The 15281-nt window shown below is 39.0% G+C and carries 19 protein-coding genes; all 19 read right to left on the bottom strand.

Annotated elements, in window-relative coordinates:
• Positions 1 to 5: 5 nt before the first annotated feature.
• The 19 genes from HHK02_RS04475 to HHK02_RS04385 are packed head-to-tail and all read right to left on the bottom strand — an operon-like array spanning position 6 to position 15281.
• Entirely contained in the window at positions 6 to 593 is a 588-nt protein-coding gene (locus HHK02_RS04475) for a cob(I)yrinic acid a,c-diamide adenosyltransferase (protein WP_003669909.1), read from the bottom strand.
• The gene (locus HHK02_RS04470) at positions 594 to 1067 is read right to left on the bottom strand and encodes a GlcG/HbpS family heme-binding protein (RefSeq protein WP_003669911.1); all 474 of its coding nucleotides are present in this window, start codon (positions 1065 to 1067) and stop codon (positions 594 to 596) included.
• Positions 1068 to 2495 (bottom strand): CoA-acylating propionaldehyde dehydrogenase PduP, encoded by a 1428-nt coding sequence (gene pduP, locus HHK02_RS04465; protein WP_003669912.1) that lies wholly within the window; start codon positions 2493 to 2495, stop codon positions 1068 to 1070.
• Positions 2496 to 3617 carry a 1-propanol dehydrogenase PduQ gene (locus HHK02_RS04460; RefSeq protein WP_035159581.1) on the bottom strand — a complete coding sequence of 374 codons (1122 nt, stop codon included), beginning with the start codon at positions 3615 to 3617 and terminating at the stop codon, positions 2496 to 2498. It lies immediately after the preceding gene.
• Positions 3618 to 4805: an acetate/propionate family kinase gene (locus tag HHK02_RS04455; protein WP_003669914.1), complete on the bottom strand. Its 1188-nt coding sequence runs from the start codon at positions 4803 to 4805 to the stop codon at positions 3618 to 3620.
• Positions 4806 to 5153 carry a BMC domain-containing protein gene (locus HHK02_RS04450; protein WP_003675166.1) on the bottom strand — a complete coding sequence of 116 codons (348 nt, stop codon included), beginning with the start codon at positions 5151 to 5153 and terminating at the stop codon, positions 4806 to 4808. It abuts the gene before it with no gap.
• A complete protein-coding gene (locus HHK02_RS04445) occupies positions 5154 to 5948 on the bottom strand; it encodes a tyrosine-protein phosphatase (protein ID WP_003669916.1) in 795 nt (264 codons plus the stop codon). It abuts the gene before it with no gap.
• Positions 5949 to 6581, bottom strand: a complete 633-nt coding sequence (locus tag HHK02_RS04440; RefSeq protein ID WP_003669917.1) for a histidine phosphatase family protein — start codon at positions 6579 to 6581, stop codon at positions 5949 to 5951.
• Positions 6582 to 7142, bottom strand: a complete 561-nt coding sequence (locus tag HHK02_RS04435; protein ID WP_003669918.1) for a cadmium resistance transporter — start codon at positions 7140 to 7142, stop codon at positions 6582 to 6584.
• Positions 7143 to 7571 (bottom strand): EutP/PduV family microcompartment system protein, encoded by a 429-nt coding sequence (locus tag HHK02_RS04430; RefSeq protein WP_003669919.1) that lies wholly within the window; start codon positions 7569 to 7571, stop codon positions 7143 to 7145.
• Positions 7572 to 8021 (bottom strand): flavodoxin, encoded by a 450-nt coding sequence (locus HHK02_RS04425; protein WP_003669920.1) that lies wholly within the window; start codon positions 8019 to 8021, stop codon positions 7572 to 7574.
• Entirely contained in the window at positions 8022 to 8861 is an 840-nt protein-coding gene (locus HHK02_RS04420; protein WP_181462808.1) for a GNAT family N-acetyltransferase, read from the bottom strand.
• On the bottom strand, positions 8862 to 9428 hold the full coding sequence (locus tag HHK02_RS04415) for a cob(I)yrinic acid a,c-diamide adenosyltransferase (RefSeq protein WP_003675157.1): 567 nt from the start codon (positions 9426 to 9428) through the stop codon (positions 8862 to 8864).
• The gene (locus HHK02_RS04410) at positions 9429 to 10517 is read right to left on the bottom strand and encodes a pyridoxal phosphate-dependent aminotransferase (protein WP_003675156.1); all 1089 of its coding nucleotides are present in this window, start codon (positions 10515 to 10517) and stop codon (positions 9429 to 9431) included.
• On the bottom strand, positions 10518 to 11882 hold the full coding sequence (locus HHK02_RS04405) for a cobyrinate a,c-diamide synthase (RefSeq protein ID WP_063164353.1): 1365 nt from the start codon (positions 11880 to 11882) through the stop codon (positions 10518 to 10520).
• Positions 11883 to 12842: an adenosylcobinamide-phosphate synthase CbiB gene (cbiB, locus tag HHK02_RS04400; protein ID WP_063164354.1), complete on the bottom strand. Its 960-nt coding sequence runs from the start codon at positions 12840 to 12842 to the stop codon at positions 11883 to 11885.
• Positions 12843 to 13529 (bottom strand): cobalt-precorrin-8 methylmutase, encoded by a 687-nt coding sequence (locus HHK02_RS04395; RefSeq protein WP_003675149.1) that lies wholly within the window; start codon positions 13527 to 13529, stop codon positions 12843 to 12845.
• Positions 13530 to 14681: a cobalt-precorrin-5B (C(1))-methyltransferase CbiD gene (gene cbiD / locus HHK02_RS04390; RefSeq protein ID WP_152714863.1), complete on the bottom strand. Its 1152-nt coding sequence runs from the start codon at positions 14679 to 14681 to the stop codon at positions 13530 to 13532. It abuts the gene before it with no gap.
• On the bottom strand, positions 14682 to 15281 hold the full coding sequence (locus tag HHK02_RS04385; protein ID WP_003669929.1) for a cobalt-precorrin-7 (C(5))-methyltransferase: 600 nt from the start codon (positions 15279 to 15281) through the stop codon (positions 14682 to 14684).

The raw sequence follows: 15281 nt of genomic DNA, 5'->3' as shown, positions 1-15281 counted from the left end.
TACAATTAACGCACGTCCTTTTTTTCCTGATAACGTTGATAAATTTTAATTACATCATCAGTAACGGTATTTAATAAATCTTCATAGTCCTCATCACGAGCCACGATATACAGAAAATCAGATAGTCGGTTTACGTATCGCTCTAACTCAGGACGAAACTTAACATCTTTTGATAATCTGACAAATAATCTTTCTGCTCGCCGACAAATTGTCCGACAAACATGGAGTTGTGCACCAGCAGTACTTGAACCCGGTAAGATAAAGCTATGAACTGGTGGTAGCTTAGCTGTATACTCATCAATCACTTTCTCTAATCGACGGGTATCTTCATCAGTAATAATTTTGCTCTTATCAGTAAAATATTGCCGCTTTTCGGTAGCTATCTCACCTTGAAGGAAAAACATCTTATATTCGACTTCTTGCAAAAGTTTTTTATTACGTTTACTTTCACAAAACTTATCTGCCAAACTGATATTGGCATTTAACTCATCAAAAGTTCCATAAGTTTCAACCCGCAAAGAGTCTTTAGGAACTCTTGTACCGTCAAATAAGCTTGTTTCTCCTTTGTCACCACCTTTTGTGTAAATAGCCATCTATTTACTCTCCTTCAAGAATTCTGCAACAGCAGCTTCACAGATTGATTGATCTTCTTCAACTAATCCGCCACTAACACCAATTGCACCAATAATTTCATCATTGATCTTCAATGGAATACCACCAGCAAATGAAGCTAAGCGACCATCAAGCATCGTTTCCATTTGGTATAATCCGGCACCAGGTTGAATATCCTTGCTAATATCCTTTGTTGGTTCCTTCATAGCAAGTGCAGACCATGCCTTCTTAGGTGCAAGCGTACAACTTACTAAGTTAGCATTTGGCATGTGGTAACTCATCTGAAGCACTTGATCAGCTTTCATAATTGCGATTGTTACCCCTACACCAAGTTCATTGGCACGGGCAACCGCTGCATCAATTACCTTTTCCATCTTATGACGATCAAACAGGTTCTTAGAATTATTACTATTGATTACGCTTTCAACAATCTTGCTAATTTGTTCTTCATTCATTTAGTACCAATTACGAACTGAGAACCCTTGTGGCGAATTCAAACGAACACGACGCGTAAAGGTTCTTGCAGTACAAGTTCCTTCACCAGTTGGCGTAGCAATTGTTAATGCTGAAGCACCTGAGTGAGCACCATTATCAGCAACACCTGTTCCAACATAGGATGGACCGTTAACAACGAAGATCGAACATTGCATCCGGTGAGCAGCATTATTAATATGCTTTAAGTTGTTGGAGTGAATAGTTGCAGTATGGTGGTTGCCTTGTTCTACTTCAACAGCAGTCTTCAAAACATCATCAAATGTTGGGCAAGAAACAACTGGTAAGATTGGCATCAACATTTCAGTCATTACCAATGGGTGTTCCTTTGGCAATTCGCAAATAATTTCTACCGGGTGACCAGTATATGGAATATTAGCTTGATCTAAGATGTAGGTTGCATCCTTTCCAACAAACTTCCGATCAGGAGTACCGTTGTCTTGGATGCACATATCGGCGAGTTTGTCAGCCTGTTCACGGTTAACAACAAATGCACCTTCATCTTGCATCTTGCGGATTAATTCATCCTTAATACTACTTTCGGCAACAACTTCCTTTTCAGCAGTACATAAAATGTCATTATCAAATGAAGCTGAAGCAATAATATTATGAGCAGCTAAGTCAATATCAGCGGTAGCATCAACCATTGCAGGAGGATTACCAGGGCCAGCACCAACAGCCTTCTTACCGCTAGTCATTGCTTGGTGAACAACAGCTGGTCCACCGGTTACGGCAAGCATAGCAATATCAGGATGTTGCATCATTTGTTGAACAGATTCAATTGTTGGTGTTTCAATGCTTACAACTAAATTGTGAAGACCAGTTGCATCAGCAATGAAATCATTCATCTTTTCAATCGTCCAACGAGTGATATTCTTAGCACCAGGGTGAGCACCAAAGTAAAGGGTATTTCCACCTGCAAGCATCATAATTGCATTGGCAATAACTGTTTCGGATGGGTTAGTACTTGGACCAACAGCACCGATAACACCGTATGGCAACCGTTCATACATAACCATTCCGCCATCACCATTTTCGACAACCGGTTCAAGAATTTCTGGACCAGGAGTGTTGTACAAAGCATTGTGCAACTTAGCAATCTTTGCTTCGACTGTTCCCATTCCGGTTTCTTCTTTAATGTCCTTTGCCATCTTTTCAATGTAAGGACGGAAACCTTCCTTGATAGCATCAATCACCTGTTGCCGCACTGCAATTGGCTTGTCACGATATACTTCTTGGGCAGCTTTAGCAGCAGCAATTGCGTCATCAACATTAGTAAAAATACCACGATGTCCATCATCATTAGTAACTGCCGCACTGTTAGAGCTAGCATTATCTAATTCTTCTGCTAGGATCTTGCGAACAGCACTTTCAATATCGTTAATCTGCATTTAACGAATTATTGCTTCGTAAATCATCTTCAGATCATCATCTGAAGGAACAACTGGATTGCCTGGGAATGTTGCATCCTTCTTCGCATTAGCAACAACCGTATCAGCAGCTGCTTCTGCTTTTGCGTGGTCAACTCCAAATGCTTGGAGAGTCATTGGACAATTCATTTGCCGTGCCATTTCACGAATCTTTGCAATCAGCCGCTTAACAGCCAAACGGTCACCAACGCCAGGTGCAGCAATTCCGGCTTTCTTAGCGGCAATTGCAAACTTGTGTAAGGCTTCTTCACAGTGTTCAGCATTGTATGCAACAACATATGGCAATAACATTGTGTTTGCTAAACCATGAGGAACATGGAAGTTAGCACCTAATTGGTGGGCAATTGAGTGGCAAATACCTAGTCCAGCAATGTTAAAGGCTGTTCCGGCAATATTTGATGCTTCGTGAACGATCTTTCGTGCATCGACATTATCGCCATGACGATAACATTCAACAAGATACTTAGTTACCGCATCAATGGCTTCTTCTGATAATGCAACGGTAAACAAATTAGCGTCCTTAGCAACCAATGATTCAAGAGCATGAGTTAATACATCCATTCCTGAGTAGGCAGTAACACTCTTTGGTGCTGTCATTACTAACTTAGGATCAAGCAATGCACAATCTGGTGTTAAGTAATCTTCAAGAATCGGAATCTTCCGGTGTTCCTTAGTATCAGAAATAACCGCAGTATTAGTAACTTCTGAACCGGTTCCGCTGGTTGTTGGAATTGCAATATATTCATTAATTTTGCACTTGCCAAGCTTTTCACCGAAGAAACGAATTCCCTTACCGGTGTCCATTGCAGAACCACCACCGATACCAATTACAATTGTTGGTTTCAGCTTTAAGAACTGTTGAACCCCTTCCATGATTTTATCTAGTGGTGGATCAGGGACAACATCAGAGAAAATTTCACATTTATTACTCTTGTTAATATGACTCTCAATTTCCTTTAATGTGTCACTACCAGGTAAGAATGAGTCACAAACTAACAAAATTCGTTCATTATGAAGGGTTTCTAATTCCTTCAAACTATCTGTTCCCGAATAAATTCGGGTTGGCATACTAAATTTTTCCATCTACTGTTGCTGAGTTACATTCATTACATCACGAGCAATAATAATTTCTTCGTTTGTCGGAATAACTGCAACCTTAACTTTACTATCCGGTGCTTCAATGCTAAGCGCATTCTGCTTATTCTTTTCTTCATCAATCTTAACCCCAAGATAATCAAGGTTTTTACAAATTTGACTACGAATATAAGCAGCATGTTCGCCAATTCCCGCAGTAAATACTAAGGTGTCTAATCCATCAAGATCAGTTGTATAAGCACCGATATATTGCTGAATCGAGTGAACAAATACATCTAATGCTAACTGAGCACGTTCATTACCATTTTTAGCCGCACTTTCAATTTCCCGTTCATCATTAGAAATCCCTGATAATCCCTTTAAACCGGAATCTTCATTCATGATTCGGCGCATTTCGTGAGAATCAATGTTAAGTTCTTCTTCTAAAAATGGAATTATTTCTGGATCAATATCCCCACAACGGGTTCCCATTACAACCCCTGCTAAAGGCGTAAAGCCCATCGATGAGTTAACTGACTTCCCGTCTAAAATTGCTGAAACGCTCGATCCATTACCCAAATGGCATGTAATCATGCGGCGCGTCTTTTCTTTTCCAAATAATTCCCGTGCCTTTTCAGAAACATATTGGTGGGAAGGAGCATGGAAACCATAACGACGAATTTGATATTTTTCATAAAACTCATATGGCAAAGCATACATATAAGCCTTTTTAGGAATCGTATGATGGAACGAATTATCGAAAGTAACAACTTCTTTGGCATCTGGAAGAAATTTCTCAAAAGCCTTTATTCCCGCTAAACCATTTGGATTATGGAGAGGGGATAATACCCTTAATTCATCAATTCGTTTTTCTACTTCTGGAGTGACCGCTACTGCATGCTTATAGTAGCTCCCACCATGAGAGATACGGTGACCAACACCGTAAATTTCAGACTTATCCTTGACAACCCCGCTTGTCATCAGAACATCAATTATATGATCAATTGCTTCTGAATGATTTTTTAATGGTAGTTGTCTAGTTTCTCCAGTTTTTTCAGTTTTATATGAAAGCTGACTTGTTGAAGAACCGAGATTTTCTGCAGAGCCGCTAATTAATAATTTTTCTTCTGGCATCAAATAAAGTTTAAACTTGATTGATGAACTACCAGAATTAATTGCAAGTATTTTTTTAGACATCTATGTTCGTGTAATCTCAGGAACATCAAAACCTAGTAATGCATGCAGTTTATCAACAACATGACGCAAAGCCGATTCAACCTCGGAAACTTCACCGACGATAACAACTGACCCACTAAAACGATCAATAAAACCTAACGTAACGTTACTGGATTTTGTTGCAATATCACCAGCAATAATTGATGCTTCACTAGGCGTAATTGTTAGAATCCCAAGTGCATTTTTAGGTGTCTGAATTCCCAATTTTTCGTAAATATCTGGCGTAGGATTGGCTACAATATGGGCTAATGTCACCTGCTTACCTGGAACATACTCTTGAATTGTTCGTTGAATATCCTGTCTAGCCATTTACTTTTCTAAGTATAGATACTTTAACTGTTCAACCATTGAATTACTAATTTGCAATACATCATGTAAATAATTTTGCATTCCGCCATATTTAGAATTGATTAGAGAGATTGCCTGATTGTAATAACACTTGTTAGCTGTTGAAAGATCATAAATTGAGTGCAAGTAATTCTCACCCAAATCAGCCTCCACAGCAAAGCGCAACCGTTCCTTTATTCTTTTAACAGAAGTTTTATTAGTTAAAATATAATCCTCATAAATTGTGGATTCTGGAACACCGAGCAAACTTAGCAAGTAAATAGCTGCTAACCCTGTTCGATCTTTTCCTGCTGAACAATGGAACAAAATTCCGCCCTGCGTTGAATGCAAGCATAGTTTTTTTATAAATTGATGAAAAGCTTCCTGCGCTTGCTCATTAGTAACAAATTGGCGATACACAGATAGCATCCGATTAAAGCCCGCTCGCGGATCTTTAGAAAATACTTTCCGCGCTTCAATAATATCAACGTTGCTCTCAGTAATATCATTATCAAATACTGGTATTCGAATATACTTTATCAATGATGTTAATTGGTCCGGATACAATGCAACTTCTGATGTTGAGCGGAAATCAATCACTGCCCTTATGCCATACCTATAAAGTTCTCGTTGCTCAAATCGATCAAAATAGGAGAGATGCGCAGAACGAACGAGAGTGTTGCATTTTAAGACCTGACCGTTTAGCGTCTTATACCCGCCAAGATCACGAAAATTAAAACCGTTATTAAACGTCAAGATCCGCTGGTGCGTCGTCATTCATAATTTACCAATTCCTTTAAGTGGCCTGTTATAATAACATACCTTCTGCTTTCCAGTCACCGGATCAACTTGAATTTTACTAACACTCAAATTTCGCGGATTCTTAAAAGCAGTACCGTCTGTGTTATTCAAACACAAAGAGATAATATTTTTGATTACCCAGCCGTGTGTCACAACTAAGATTGTTTGACTAGGATATTCTCGTGAAATTTCAGTAACAAACGTCCAGACTCTCTTCCGTGCATGTGCGAAGCTTTCACCATTGTTGATTTCAATCGAGTGCGGATAAACATCATTGGTTTCCGAATCAAAATATGTTGTGTACTGCCTTTTCAAGTCAGCAATCGCCGTTCCGTTCCACTGTCCATATGAGATTTCTGACAGTCGTGAATCAACCCGCACATTAATATTGGTGTGATTACAAATGATTTTACTGGTTGCTAATGCCCTTTTTAACGGACTAGTGTAAGCAAAATCAATTTGGTTATGCTTTAACACTTCTTGATAGGCTTTTGCATCTGCAATCCCCTGCTCTGTTAGTGTTGCAAGCCTATTATTTAGCGTTCCCTGAATATAATTTAGCCGATTTGCATAAGTTTCACCATGACGGATTAAAAGAAGAGTTGTCATTTAACTAATCAATATCCACAAGTGATTTATTAAATGACTATTCCAAATTATATATAATCCTGCTAAAACGTATACGATCTTACTTCCATAATTACCATATTTTTCTAATAATCCTGCAATCGGACCGAATGAGATAATTGCTTTCCCTAATAAGATAAGGATAACTGAACAAATTGTAAAAATTATTCCAATTTGGAGTATTTCCAGCCACGATAAATTTACCGCCCAGGGAATATAAACGGCTAAGTTATCACCGCCAAGGCTTAAACAAAACAAGAATAATGATATAAAGCCAGTGTTAATGTTCTCATTATCATCGTCATTTTGACCGAATACTGCTAGAAAAATTAAAACGATTCCCATAAAGCCAGTAATCCAGTCAGGAAAAAGCGCTGCTAAGCCTTTTCCTAACACTACTCCTAAAATCCATAACGTAATCGTTGCTGTAACAAAAGTAATAATTGGCAATCGATAGTTATAGTTTCGTAAAACGAATAATAAGGCAATGAAGGTATCAATGTTCAACCCGATAAAAATCATTATGACTGCCAAAAGATTCATTTAGTTAAGTTCTGCAAGCAATTTATCGATATTGATATTTTTAACGGCGGAGATGGGGATAACCTTTTTGACTCCGGCACTAAGCAATAGTTTTTTTGAATATTCAATATCAGCTGGGTCATTTACCAAATCAATTTTAGTAATAACGCCGATTGTTGGCTTACTAAACATTGAGCAGAAACCAGCAGGGAAAACCAATCGCTTATCAACAGCGCTTTGCAATAAAACCACGATATCCGCATCCATTGAAGTTACACGGAGCGTGCTCATCATATTGTGATGTTCCATGTATTCACCTGGTGTGTCAATAATATTTGAAGTGAACTCAACAGCTTGCGTTTTGTTATATCTAATTTGCTGATGTTCTAAACGTTGGGTAAGTGTTGTTTTTCCACAAGCGATTGCACCAATAAACATAGTCCTTTTCATTTACTTAGTTGCAGTTTCAACCAATCCTTTTGCAAATGTATTTAAGCGTTCAATATCTTCTTCATAAGGCTCTAAATCGATCTTCACTTTTTCAGCCCCTGATGTTGCCCCTGCTTTTTTAAATGCTTCATCAAAGTGATCAACGGTTGTATTAAAATATTCACCATAGAATTTATCGCCTGAGCCCGCAACTCCATAAACCTTGCCCGTCAAATCAGTTTCCTGGAGGTCATCATAAAAATCTAGTCCCTCTTCGGGCATTGCGCCTTCGTCATATGTATATGCGCATACAACTAAAATGTCGGCCTTAGCAAACTCAGTAACATCCGTCTGAGAAATCTCTGACTCAATCACTTTTACGTTTAAATTCGTTAAACTATCACAAACAATATTTGCAACTTCCTCATTATTGCCAGTCATTGTGGCATAAACTACATGTGCCGTTAACATTTACTTTACAAAAATATTTTGAAATTGCGGATGTGTCTCTAAATAGCTTTTAGCAAATGAACAATTAGCCTTTACTTGGCGATCTGCTCCTTCAACAAGCCACATTAGCGTTGTCATTATCTTATTTGCGAGTCCTTGACCGCGATATTCAGGAGCCACTGTAACTTCCTTAATCACTACCGTTTTTCTCTCTGAATTATCCAATGTGATTGTCGCAATCTTAGTTCCTGAACCATCTAATAATGCCAATTCATTTGGCGAATAGCAGAAATTATGCCCCATATCAATACATGCTTGATATGGCAAGTTACTCTCACCAATAAATTTGGCAAAATCTTTAATATCCTGAGCTAAACGGCTTGCGAGTTTTACATCATGATTACGGCCATCCTTGAAGACTGATTGAACATTACCAATCGCAATTGTACAATTCATTACCCTCATCCCCAAGTACCGTAATACCTGGTGAAGGTGCGCATTAGCAATAATACCGCCTTTTTCGCCTGCAGAATCAGTCATTACTAATACTGGCTTTCCCATCAAATGCTGATTGGGCGAAGGAACTGAAAGAACATCTAATGCGTTTTTCAATCCCCCTGGAATCGAATAATTATACTCTTGTGTCACAATCAGTAATGCGTCAACACTATCTGTTGCTTTTCTAAAAGCTTGCCATTCGATTGGCGGCTTTTTTTCTAAATCCGGATTATAGAACGGTAAAATTGAGTAATTCAACTCTACAAACTCAAGACTAGTAGGAAGAGCAGTAAAATAATCAGCTACCTTTCGACTGTATGAATCTTTACTTAAGCTACCAATTAATACCCCAACTCTTGCCATCTAATGAAACACGTCTTTACTGTTGCGGTAGAGTACATCCTGTTGTTGATCAAGGTAGTTGGCATATCGGGCAGCTGCAAAGAAGTAATCAGAAAGGCGATTAATGAAGGTCAGCACGTCTTGGTTTATTTCCTCTTCCTGCATCAATAGAACAATACGTCTTTCTGCGCGGCGAGTAGTTGTTCGCGCAACATGTAGCGCTGAAGCTACTTGACTGCCACCCGGAAGGATGAATTTTTTAACTGCTGGCACCGTTTCTGTATAAGTGTCAATCTTTTGTTCAAGCCAAGCTGTCGGTTCTTTTTGATGAAATTCAAATGAATGTCGTTCATCTTCAGCAGGAGTTGCTAAATCGTGCCCGCAATCGAATAGCAGCTGTTGTATTTCTTCTAATTCATTAGATAGCTTTGCTGTTTGTGGGGTTAAAAGCGATCTGGTATAGCCAACCCACGAATTAAGCTCGTCGATTTCTCCATATGCCTCAACACGTGGATCGCTTTTGAAGAGGATTTGCTTTCCGATGATCCTTGTTTGACCTTTGTCGCCATTCTTGGTGTAGATTTTCATTCATCGTTCATCACGCCCTAAAATTTCCTTTAGCGTATTCACAAGCAATACATTATCCTGGGGACCTTTCACTGCCACTCGATAATATTGTGCTCCAAGTCCCTCATAATCGTCGCACTGTCGAATCAAAATTCGCTGTCTTATCAATTTCTCTCGTAAATCAGGCTCAGTACATTTGAATAAGAAGAAATTAGTAATGCTAGGAAAAACTTTTATTGCTGGAATCTTTTTAAGTGCATCATATAGTGCTGGTTGCTGTACATCTAGCCATTGATGGGTTAATTCAATATACTTTTTAGCTCTAAACATATTTTGACCAAACACATCGGCAATTCCATTAACTGACCATGTATTTTCTTGAATCTTCAGCAAAGTTTTAAGCTTGGCATTTTTTGTAATTCCATAGCCTAACCGTAATCCAGGTATTGCAAAAAATTTAGTTGCCGCACGAACAATATATACTCTATCCTGGTCTGTCAACTCATTGACAAAGCTTGGTTGCTCATCAATTGTCAAATCTATAAATGATTCGTCTAAGATTAGTAGCCGATGATGCTTGTTACAAAAATCAGCAAGCTTCCGTAGATCCTTTAGGGAAATCATCTGACCGGTTGGGTTATTAGGGCTGGTTAAACAAATAACCGTTATTTCATGATGAGTTTTTAATAAGTCAATAAGTTCATTTATTTCTAACGCAAAATTATTTTCTTCTTGCAAATAATAATGGTGCGTCTTTACTCCGATCCGCTCAAACAACCGTTCATATTCACCAAAAGTTGGTGCTAAGACCAAGGCATCAGTTGCTTTTTCAGCCCTAATTGTTTCGTCTAATATTTCTGTTGCACCATTTCCCACAAATACGTCATCTGAATTTATCCCCAGATGCTGTGCAATCGCCTTTTTTAGTTCCGGGTACTTAGGGTTAGGATAAACTTCAATGTTAGCAAATGATTGAACTAATACATTCCAAAGATCCGAAGGGAAGCCGAGTGGATTAATGTTTGCGCTAAAATCCTTAATTTCCTCCATGGGAACATTCAATTTTTCCGCAATTTCCTCAACATTTCCGCCATGATGAATCTTGCTCACTCATTGCATCTCAGCTCCTAAATTACGCAAAAATTGAATAAATAATTGCTGATTTTGATAGAAATGAACGTGAAGGTAGCTAGCAAATGTTCTTCTTACTTGATATCCGCCATCCCATGTATCCACTATCTTGTTATCCCGAATTTTCTGCATATTGAGTACTGAAGTTAGATGCTTATCTGGGGGTGTAAACGTAGAATGGTGGAATTCATGTCCAATAATTTTTTGTCCCTTGTTTCCTAGCAAGCAATCTTGTTTAGGATAGGCAACACAATAGCCAAATTTCTTTAAACGCGGGGTCATTTGACTCTCACCATTAAAAATCCCAACCATTGAGTACTTCTTATTCTCTTCTCGTAATGTTTTTCCCAAGTACATCAGGCCGCCACACTCAGCATAAATTGGCTTTTGGGCTTGAGAAAATGCCATTATTTCGTTTTTCATTGCTACATTTGCGGCCAGCTGGGCAACAAACTCTTCTGGGTAGCCGCCTCCAAAATACAAAGCATCCACATTAGGAAGCTTCTCGTCTTTAAGAGGGCTAAACGGAACTAATTCAACACCCGCTTTTTTAAGCAAGCTTAAGTTATCCGCATAGTAGAAGTTAAACGCCTTATCCTTAGCGAGGCCCAACCGGAGTTTTACCCTTATTTTGGAAAATGGATCGCGATAAATATTAGTAAGCGGTCGGGCAATTTCAACTAATTGCTCAAGATCAATATGTTTCTTAACTTCTTCTGCTATTAATGAAATTTTTTTATCAATGTTTGGCAACTCATCATCTGGGACTAATCCTAATTGGCGTGATGGCAAACTCAATGCTTCATTATGCGGTAGGTAACCTAAAACCGGTAAGTTCAAGTATCGATGAATCGCTCCTGCAATCAGTTCATAATGATTTTTGCTCATTACATTATTAATAATGACTCCCTTTATCGGCACAGCAGGATCAAACTCAATAAATCCCTTTAAGATTGCTGCAGCTGAAGTAGAAGTAGCACGCGCATTAATTACTAAAATAACTGGAATATTTAATTGTTTGGCGATACTAGCAGTCGAATAAGCATCTTTATCTGTCCCAAGTCCGTCATATAATCCCATAACGCCTTCAACAATTCCTAAATCAATCCCTTTTGTATCAGCTGTGAATAAATAATTTAACGTTGCTGGTTCAGGTACGAGATAATTATCAAGATTACGTGCGGGACGTTTAGTTATTCTAGTATGAAATTTTGTATCAACATAATCAGGCCCTACTTTATATGATTGAATTTTATACTGGTCGTTCAATGCTTTTAATATTCCAAGAACTGCTGTCGTTTTGCCTGAGCCACTTGTTACCCCTGCAATCAAAACTTTTTTCATTCACTTCCAAACAATTAATAATCTAATAAGTTCAAAACATCCTAAGCTAAGCAATGATGCCATATATAACATCGTAATCGTCCGCCTTAAATGCCAGTTAGCCGCAACTACTAGATGATTATTTCCAATATATGGCTTTTTTACTAACTCGCCAAAGTAATAGTGCGGGCCGCCCAGCTGAAGATGAAGTGCTCCTGCTACTACCGCCTCACTAAATGCACTATTGGGACTTAAATGCTTCTCACAATCTCTTTTACCAACTGCAACCGCTTCGCTAGTATCATCACGAAGTATCCAACTACTGATTATTAGGAAAAGCCACGTTAATCGGGCTGGGATGTAGTTTGCGATGTCATCCACCTTAGCGGAAAATTCACCAAAATCCCGATACTTTTCATTTCTATATCCAACCATCGAATCTAGCGTGTTAATTGCTTTATACATTAATCCGAGAACCGGCCCGCCGATAATTAAAAACAGCAGCGGGGCGACCACACCGTCACTCGTATTTTCGGCAACAGTCTCAATTGTTGCTTTAGTAACTTCTTCAGCACTTAAATTCTCGGTATCGCGACCAACAATCATGCCTACTTGGTAACGCGCTTTTTTGAGGTTTCCCTGCTTAAGACTTTTCATTATTTTTTCTGCTTCAATTGCTAATTGCCGAGCAGACAAACAAGTGTAACTTAAGTATGTCCCTACAATCATGTATAAATAGTAATTAAACATTGCTAATTGCATTACGACATAGGCTACAAGACCAGTGCCACCGACCGTAATCAGCCATGTTGCTACGCCTAAGTATTTACGCTTTTTCCTAGAACACTCCGGCTTATTAAACTTCTTTGTTAACACTGCGATTAATCGTCCAATTGCTTTTACTGGGTGTGGCCAAGGATGAGGATCACCAATCAAAAGATCGAGGACAAACGCGAGCAATACCATAATTACAATGTTCATTTATTGTTTGGTGTGACGGCCATATTCATCACCTAACTTTTCAATATCCATGTTGTACATCACGGCATTAATCAGTGCCGCAGCCAGATTACTTCCACCCTTTCTACCGAGTGCTACAATTGCCGGAATATTTGATTCATACAGTGCCTGCTTACTCTCAGTTGCTTCAACAAAACCAACCGGTACACCAATTACGGCTGCTGTTTCCAATTGATTTTCATTGACCATCTCAATGATTTTGCAAAGGGCAGTTGGTGCGTTCCCGATAATAAATATTTTTTGTCGTGAATCATTAGCTGCTACTTCAACAGCGGCCATCGAACGAGTAATCCCCTTCTCTTTAGCCATTTCGATAACTTGAGGATCACGAATCAAACAATGATAGCTCACACCAAGTTTATCCAATCGCCGCTTATTAATTCCCGACAATGCCATGGTAGTATCAGTATAGATAACTCCCCGATTCATCAAGACACCTTTTATTTTTTCCAATACATTATGGGTAAACTTCAAATTCCTTAAATAATCAAAATCAGCAGTTGTATGAATTGCCCGTTTGATTACTGCTTCTTGTAACGGATTCTCAAATCGATAATCAGGGTCTATCTTTTCAATCTCTTCTTGAATAATTTGAAAACTCTTATCGGTTATTTGATGGGGAATTGTAATATAACTTTCTTTTTCCATTCATTGCCACTCACCCTTGATCTCCTGAAACGGTTTGCTTGCAGCTAAGAAGCCGCTCTCACGAGAAAATATTACTGCATCAATTTCAACGTGTGGTTCACGATGGGCAAGTAATTTTTCTGCACGCAGCTTAATCTTATCGGCAATCATCTGGTATACGTCTTGATAACCGGCTTCATCAATCATTTTAATCATTGAAATTGTTGTTAAACACTGGTTAATCTTTCGTAAAAATGCTGTTGGCACGCCACCCATTAAAGCAAGGTTAGCAACCATTATTTCAGCGCGAGCATCCGCATCTTTACTATGAGTAGAAAAAATTCCGCCAGCAACTTTAATCATTTTCCCTAAGTCTCCAACAATTAGCACTTTAGTAAAACCAAGCCGCTGAGTTTCATGTAAAACATAACCAACAAAGTTACTCATCTGTACGATCTTGGCATTCGGGATCCCAAGCTCATCCTTGGCGAAGTCCTCACCATAGTTTCCTGGAACTAATACAATCGTGTTATCGCCACGTTTTCTATGAATATTCATCTCAATTGAAATTGAGTGTTTCCAACTCGATTCAGACATCGGAGTAACAACACCGCTTGTTCCTAAAATCGAAATGCCACCAACGATTCCTAACCGCGGATTATAGGTAAGCTTTGCTATTCTTTCGCCTTCTGGAACCGAAATAACGATATCTACGCCGCGCTTCTCACCTAATTCTTCACGTGCCGCCGCCTTGATAACCCGCCGTGGTGTTGGGTTTATGGCTGGCATTCCGGGCTTATTGGCAAGGCCTTCTTTAGTTACCCTCCCAACGCCTTTACCGCCATCAAGATGAATCTCATTATCGTCACGTAACTTTACCGTTGCAAAGATCAGCGCGCCATCAGTTGCATCCTGATCATCACCGCCATCTTTTTTTATCGCGCAGCTTGCTTGTTGTTCATCAAAATCCGTTTGTTCAACATCAAAAATTGCTATTTTACCATTAGCCGCATGTACTGTTACCGTCTCTTGCGGCTCCTGATTTAGCAACGTCCTAATTGCCGCTACTGTTGCTGCAGTCGCCGTTGTTCCGGTTGTAAATCCTTTCCGCAGTTTACGCCCGTTATAGTAAACGTAATTATCTTCTGAATTATTGTTTGGTGTGACGGCCATTCACGCATTGGTAATAATCACCACATTCATCTCATAATCACGATTCTCAATCGTTTGCTCATCATACTTAGTTATTTGTTCATCAGGATAGCTAAGCTTCTCCCCCACGTAAATAATTCGATGGAGACCACGTTTTTTTATTTCCTGACCTATTTCGTAGGGGCCAATTACCTTATCAGTTACCATTCCCACTTTCGGATGTTTTAACAAGAAATCAAAGTCTGGCGTACGACCATGACTACTCGTTAGGTAACAGTCATTCATCGATATTTGTAATTGGTGAAACATATATTGAACTGAACTAATCCCCGGAACAATTTTGATATTCTGACTACCCAATTGGTTCTTTACCCAGGTTCCAATACCATATAAGAGCGGGTCACCTGACGCAAGCAACACTATATTCTTTTGTGGATTAGCTTCTAAGTAATCTTTTAATTCAGCTAACCGAGGTAGTTTCATGTGTTTTTCCGCCATATCTGAAAAAATAGCCAATTGTCGTGATGAACCAATCACCACATCCGCTTGGGCTAGATATTTGTGTGTTCCTTGCAGCATGTATTCTTGATCACCTGGACCGATTCCTAATACTGTAATCAT

Origin of the sequence: Limosilactobacillus reuteri (genome assembly GCF_013694365.1) — a bacterium.
In the GTDB taxonomy this organism is placed as follows: Bacteria; Bacillota; Bacilli; order Lactobacillales; family Lactobacillaceae; genus Limosilactobacillus; species Limosilactobacillus reuteri_E.
This window is presented reverse-complemented; position numbering and strand designations above follow the sequence as displayed.

Coding starts and splice junctions, on each gene's coding strand:
- HHK02_RS04475 (WP_003669909.1), bottom strand. CDS start 593: ATGGCTATTTACACAAAAGGTGGTGACAAAGGAGAAACAAGCTTATTT.
- HHK02_RS04470 (WP_003669911.1), bottom strand. CDS start 1,067: ATGAATGAAGAACAAATTAGCAAGATTGTTGAAAGCGTAATCAATAGT.
- pduP (WP_003669912.1), bottom strand. CDS start 2,495: ATGCAGATTAACGATATTGAAAGTGCTGTTCGCAAGATCCTAGCAGAA.
- HHK02_RS04460 (WP_035159581.1), bottom strand. CDS start 3,617: ATGGAAAAATTTAGTATGCCAACCCGAATTTATTCGGGAACAGATAGT.
- HHK02_RS04455 (WP_003669914.1), bottom strand. CDS start 4,805: ATGTCTAAAAAAATACTTGCAATTAATTCTGGTAGTTCATCAATCAAG.
- HHK02_RS04450 (WP_003675166.1), bottom strand. CDS start 5,153: ATGGCTAGACAGGATATTCAACGAACAATTCAAGAGTATGTTCCAGGT.
- HHK02_RS04445 (WP_003669916.1), bottom strand. CDS start 5,948: ATGACGACGCACCAGCGGATCTTGACGTTTAATAACGGTTTTAATTTT.
- HHK02_RS04440 (WP_003669917.1), bottom strand. CDS start 6,581: ATGACAACTCTTCTTTTAATCCGTCATGGTGAAACTTATGCAAATCGG.
- HHK02_RS04435 (WP_003669918.1), bottom strand. CDS start 7,142: ATGAATCTTTTGGCAGTCATAATGATTTTTATCGGGTTGAACATTGAT.
- HHK02_RS04430 (WP_003669919.1), bottom strand. CDS start 7,571: ATGAAAAGGACTATGTTTATTGGTGCAATCGCTTGTGGAAAAACAACA.
- HHK02_RS04425 (WP_003669920.1), bottom strand. CDS start 8,021: ATGTTAACGGCACATGTAGTTTATGCCACAATGACTGGCAATAATGAG.
- HHK02_RS04420 (WP_181462808.1), bottom strand. CDS start 8,861: ATGGCAAGAGTTGGGGTATTAATTGGTAGCTTAAGTAAAGATTCATAC.
- HHK02_RS04415 (WP_003675157.1), bottom strand. CDS start 9,428: ATGAAAATCTACACCAAGAATGGCGACAAAGGTCAAACAAGGATCATC.
- HHK02_RS04405 (WP_063164353.1), bottom strand. CDS start 11,882: ATGAAAAAAGTTTTGATTGCAGGGGTAACAAGTGGCTCAGGCAAAACG.
- cbiB (WP_063164354.1), bottom strand. CDS start 12,842: ATGAACATTGTAATTATGGTATTGCTCGCGTTTGTCCTCGATCTTTTG.
- HHK02_RS04395 (WP_003675149.1), bottom strand. CDS start 13,529: ATGGAAAAAGAAAGTTATATTACAATTCCCCATCAAATAACCGATAAG.
- cbiD (WP_152714863.1), bottom strand. CDS start 14,681: ATGGCCGTCACACCAAACAATAATTCAGAAGATAATTACGTTTACTAT.
- HHK02_RS04385 (WP_003669929.1), bottom strand. CDS start 15,281: ATGATTACAGTATTAGGAATCGGTCCAGGTGATCAAGAATACATGCTG.